The organism is Ramlibacter sp. (genome assembly GCF_036676645.1).
GTDB lineage: Bacteria > Pseudomonadota > Gammaproteobacteria > Burkholderiales > Burkholderiaceae_C > Ramlibacter.
In genome coordinates, this window is record NZ_JAKFCM010000105.1 from 1 (window position 1) to 3,144 (window position 3,144).

Sequence of the window (3,144 nt, forward strand, 5' to 3'; positions counted from 1 at the left end):
CAGCACCTTGGCCATGGGCTTGTGCACCCGGCCGTGGAAGTCCACGCCGATGCCCACGTTGGGCCCCACGGCCTCGCGCACGGCCGCCACGTTGGCGAGGCAGCGCTCCACCTTGTCGTGGCTGTCGATGAACTGCAGCTCCTCGGTGCCGTTCATCTTGACGGCGGTGAAGCCGCGCGCCACGGTCGCCTTGGCAGCGGCGGCGGTGTCGCTGGGGCGGTCGCCGCCGATCCAGCTGTAGACGCGGATGCGGTCGCGCACGCTGCCGCCCAGCAGCTCGGACACCGGAACGCCCAGGGCCTTGCCCTTGATGTCCCACAGCGCCTGGTCGATGCCGGCCAGCGCGCTCATGTGGATGCCGCCACCGCGGTAGAAGCCGCCGCGGTACATCACGGTCCAGTGGTCTTCGATGTGGCGCGGGTCTTTGCCGATCAGGTAGTCGCCCAGCTCTTCCACCGCGGCGGCCACGGTCTGCGCCCGGCCTTCCAGCACCGGCTCGCCCCAGCCGACGATGCCTTCGTCGGTCTCGATCTTCAGGAAACACCAGCGCGGTGGCACCAGGAACGTGGTCAGTCGGGTGATCTTCATGGAAACGTGCTCGTCGGGAATGGGATGAGGGGTGTTGGGGCGTCAGGCAGCGGGGCAGGCCAGGCGCCAGGCCTGCATGAACGCGGCGGCGTGGCGGGCCACGTCGGCGGCGCTGTCGCCGGGGCGGTACAGGGCCGAGCCCAGGCCGAAGCCGCTGGCGCCGGCGGCGGCATAGGGCGCGATGCTATCGGGCGTGATGCCGCCCACGGGCACCAGGGCCACCGGGGGCTTGAGCACGGCGCGCCAGGCTTTCAGCACGGCGGGGCTCAGGGCTTCGGCGGGAAACAGTTTGAGGATGTCCGCGCCCGCGGCCAGCGCGGCGTAGGCCTCGGTCAGGGTGGCCACGCCGGGCGCGCAGGCCATGCCGGCGGCCTTGGCCGCGCGGATCACCGCCGGGTCGCTGTGCGGCATGACCACGATCTGCCCGCCCGCGGCGGCCACATCGGCACAGGCCTGCACGGAGGTGACGGTGCCGGCGCCCACCAGGGCATCGGCTGGCAAGGCGTCGCGCAGGGCGCGGATGCTGGCCAGCGGATCGGGCGAGTTCAGCGGGACTTCGATGATGCGAAAGCCGGCGTCGTACAAGGCGCGGCCGATGGCGACGGCTTCTTCGGGCCGCAGGCCGCGCAGGATGGCGATCAGGCCGCACTCGGACAGGGCCTGGTGAAAGGAGTGGGGGATGTTCATGTCGGTGTTCCAGGGCGGCGGCGCGGGAGGCGCTTCATACCAGTTCAGCGGCCTGGGCGATGCGCCACAGACCCAGGGGCGTCACGCCGGAACGGATCTCGGGCGTCGGCAGGCCCTGCGCTTCCAGCGCGGTCGCGTAGCGCAGGCACAGCTCCGGCTCGCCGCACAGCACCACCGCCGGACCGTCCCGCAGGGTGGGCGCCAGCGCCGCCACCTCGTGCCCGATCAGCAGCCCCGACAGATAGTCGGGCTGGGCGCTGCCGGGGAGCTGGCGGGTGAGCCCCAGGGTGCGCACGCTGAAGACGGTGGAGAGCACGCCCAAAGCGCCCAGCTTGGAGCACGCCACGCGCAGGCCGCGCGCGAAGGCCGGTTCGTCGTGCGACCCGCCCAGTTCCATGGTGCGGCCCAGGATGGTGTGTTGGGAGAGCGCGGCGTACACCTCGCCGGTCATGAAGGTCTCGAAGCGGGTGACGGCGCCGTCGTCGACCCAGGCCCATTTGGTGTGCGTGCCCGGCAGGCCGATCAGCAGCCGCGACGGCGTGTGGCGCCCGTTCGCCCGGCTTTGCAGCACGCCCATGATCTGGGTCTCTTCGCCGCGCATCACATTGGGCAGCTCGCCGGCCTGCAGCAGGCCCGGCACCACGTGCAGCGGCTGGCCACCGGGGCGTTCGATCCGGGTCACCGCTTCCGCCAGATCGGCCTCGCGGCTGGGCAGCGGCTGGTAGGGTGCTTCGCGCCAGCCCTGCGCGCTGCCGACCATGCCGCAGGCGATCAGCGGGGCGGATGGGTGGTCGGCCAGCCAGTCGCCGCACAGCGCCTGCAGCGCCTGCTCGAAGGCGGCGGCCGGCGAGTCCACGCCGGGGCCGGCGGGCAGGTGCATCACGCCATGTTCGCTGCGCCGCGCGGCCAGCACCGCGCCGTGCGCCCCCATGGCATAGGCACGCAGCGAACTGGTGCCCCAGTCGAGAGCGATCAGCACGGGTGTTTCGAGCAGTTCGGTTGGGTTCATATCACTTTCTCAAAGAACTGGCCGGAGCACAGCGACTCCGCCCAGGGCACCCGTGGAACCGGCTTCGCCGGGCCACTGGGTGCGTCCCCCCTTTGGGGGGAAGACGCGAAGCGGCGTAGGGGGGGCTCATACCTCTCAGCGTCCCCAGCGGAGCACGAGCGGATCGAGCCGGCGCGCGATGTCCAACAGCCCGCGCCGCACCTCGGGGTGCATGGCCGGGAAGGGGTGGCGACCGGCTTCGCAGGCGATCACGCCGCCGGCCTTCATCAGGGCCTTGGCGGTGAGGATGCCGCCCTGGCGGTTTTCGTGGTTGATCAGCGGCAGCCAGCGCTGGTAGAGCGCGAAGGCCAGGTCGTGGTTGCCCAGGCGGTGGGCTTCGATGATGGGGCGGATGCCGTCGGGGAAGGCGCCGCCGGTCATGGCGCCGGTGGCGCCGGCGTCCAGGTCGGCCAGCAGGGTGATGGCTTCTTCGCCGTCCCACGGGCCTTCGATGGCGTCACCGCCCAGGCGGATCAGTTCGCGCAGCTTGCTCGCGGCGCCCGGCGTCTCGATCTTGAAGTAGGCGAGCTGTTCGATCTCCTGCGCCATGCGCGCGAGGAAGGGGGCCGAGAGCACGGTACCGCTGGCCGGCGCGTCCTGCACCATGATGGGAATGGAAATGGCGTCGGACACGCGCGCATAGAACTCATGAATCAGCGGTTCAGGCACGCGGAAGGTGGCGCCGTGGTAGGGCGGCATCACCATCACCATCGCCGCGCCCATGTCCTGCGCGCGCTTGCTGCGCGCGGCGCAAACCGCGGTACCGTAGTGCGTGGTGGTGACGATGACCGGCACGCGCCCGGCCACGTGTTCCAGCGACA

Annotated in this window: 4 protein-coding genes; all 4 read right to left on the reverse strand. The window is 71.4% G+C overall.

Annotation, left to right across the window (positions count from 1 at the left end):
- On the reverse strand, nucleotides 1-588 hold a 588-nt coding region (gene dgoD, locus V6M57_RS16690; protein ID WP_332816136.1), incomplete at its 3' end, for a galactonate dehydratase.
- A 42-nt stretch (nucleotides 589-630) separates the two neighbouring features.
- Nucleotides 631-1,275: a 2-dehydro-3-deoxy-6-phosphogalactonate aldolase gene (locus V6M57_RS16695; protein ID WP_332816137.1), complete on the reverse strand. Its 645-nt coding sequence runs from the start codon at nucleotides 1,273-1,275 to the stop codon at nucleotides 631-633.
- Nucleotides 1,276-1,309: 34 nt separating this feature from the next.
- Nucleotides 1,310-2,284: a 2-dehydro-3-deoxygalactonokinase gene (locus V6M57_RS16700; protein WP_332816138.1), complete on the reverse strand. Its 975-nt coding sequence runs from the start codon at nucleotides 2,282-2,284 to the stop codon at nucleotides 1,310-1,312.
- Between the two features lie 135 nt (nucleotides 2,285-2,419).
- On the reverse strand, nucleotides 2,420-3,144 hold a 725-nt coding region (locus tag V6M57_RS16705), incomplete at its 5' end, for a dihydrodipicolinate synthase family protein (RefSeq protein WP_332816139.1).

Bases quoted from the DNA above. Each gene is read 5' to 3' on its own strand.
- V6M57_RS16695 (WP_332816137.1), bottom strand. From the start codon at position 1,275: ATGAACATCCCCCACTCCTTTCACCAGGCCCTGTCCGAGTGCGGCCTG.
- V6M57_RS16700 (WP_332816138.1), bottom strand. From the start codon at position 2,284: ATGAACCCAACCGAACTGCTCGAAACACCCGTGCTGATCGCTCTCGAC.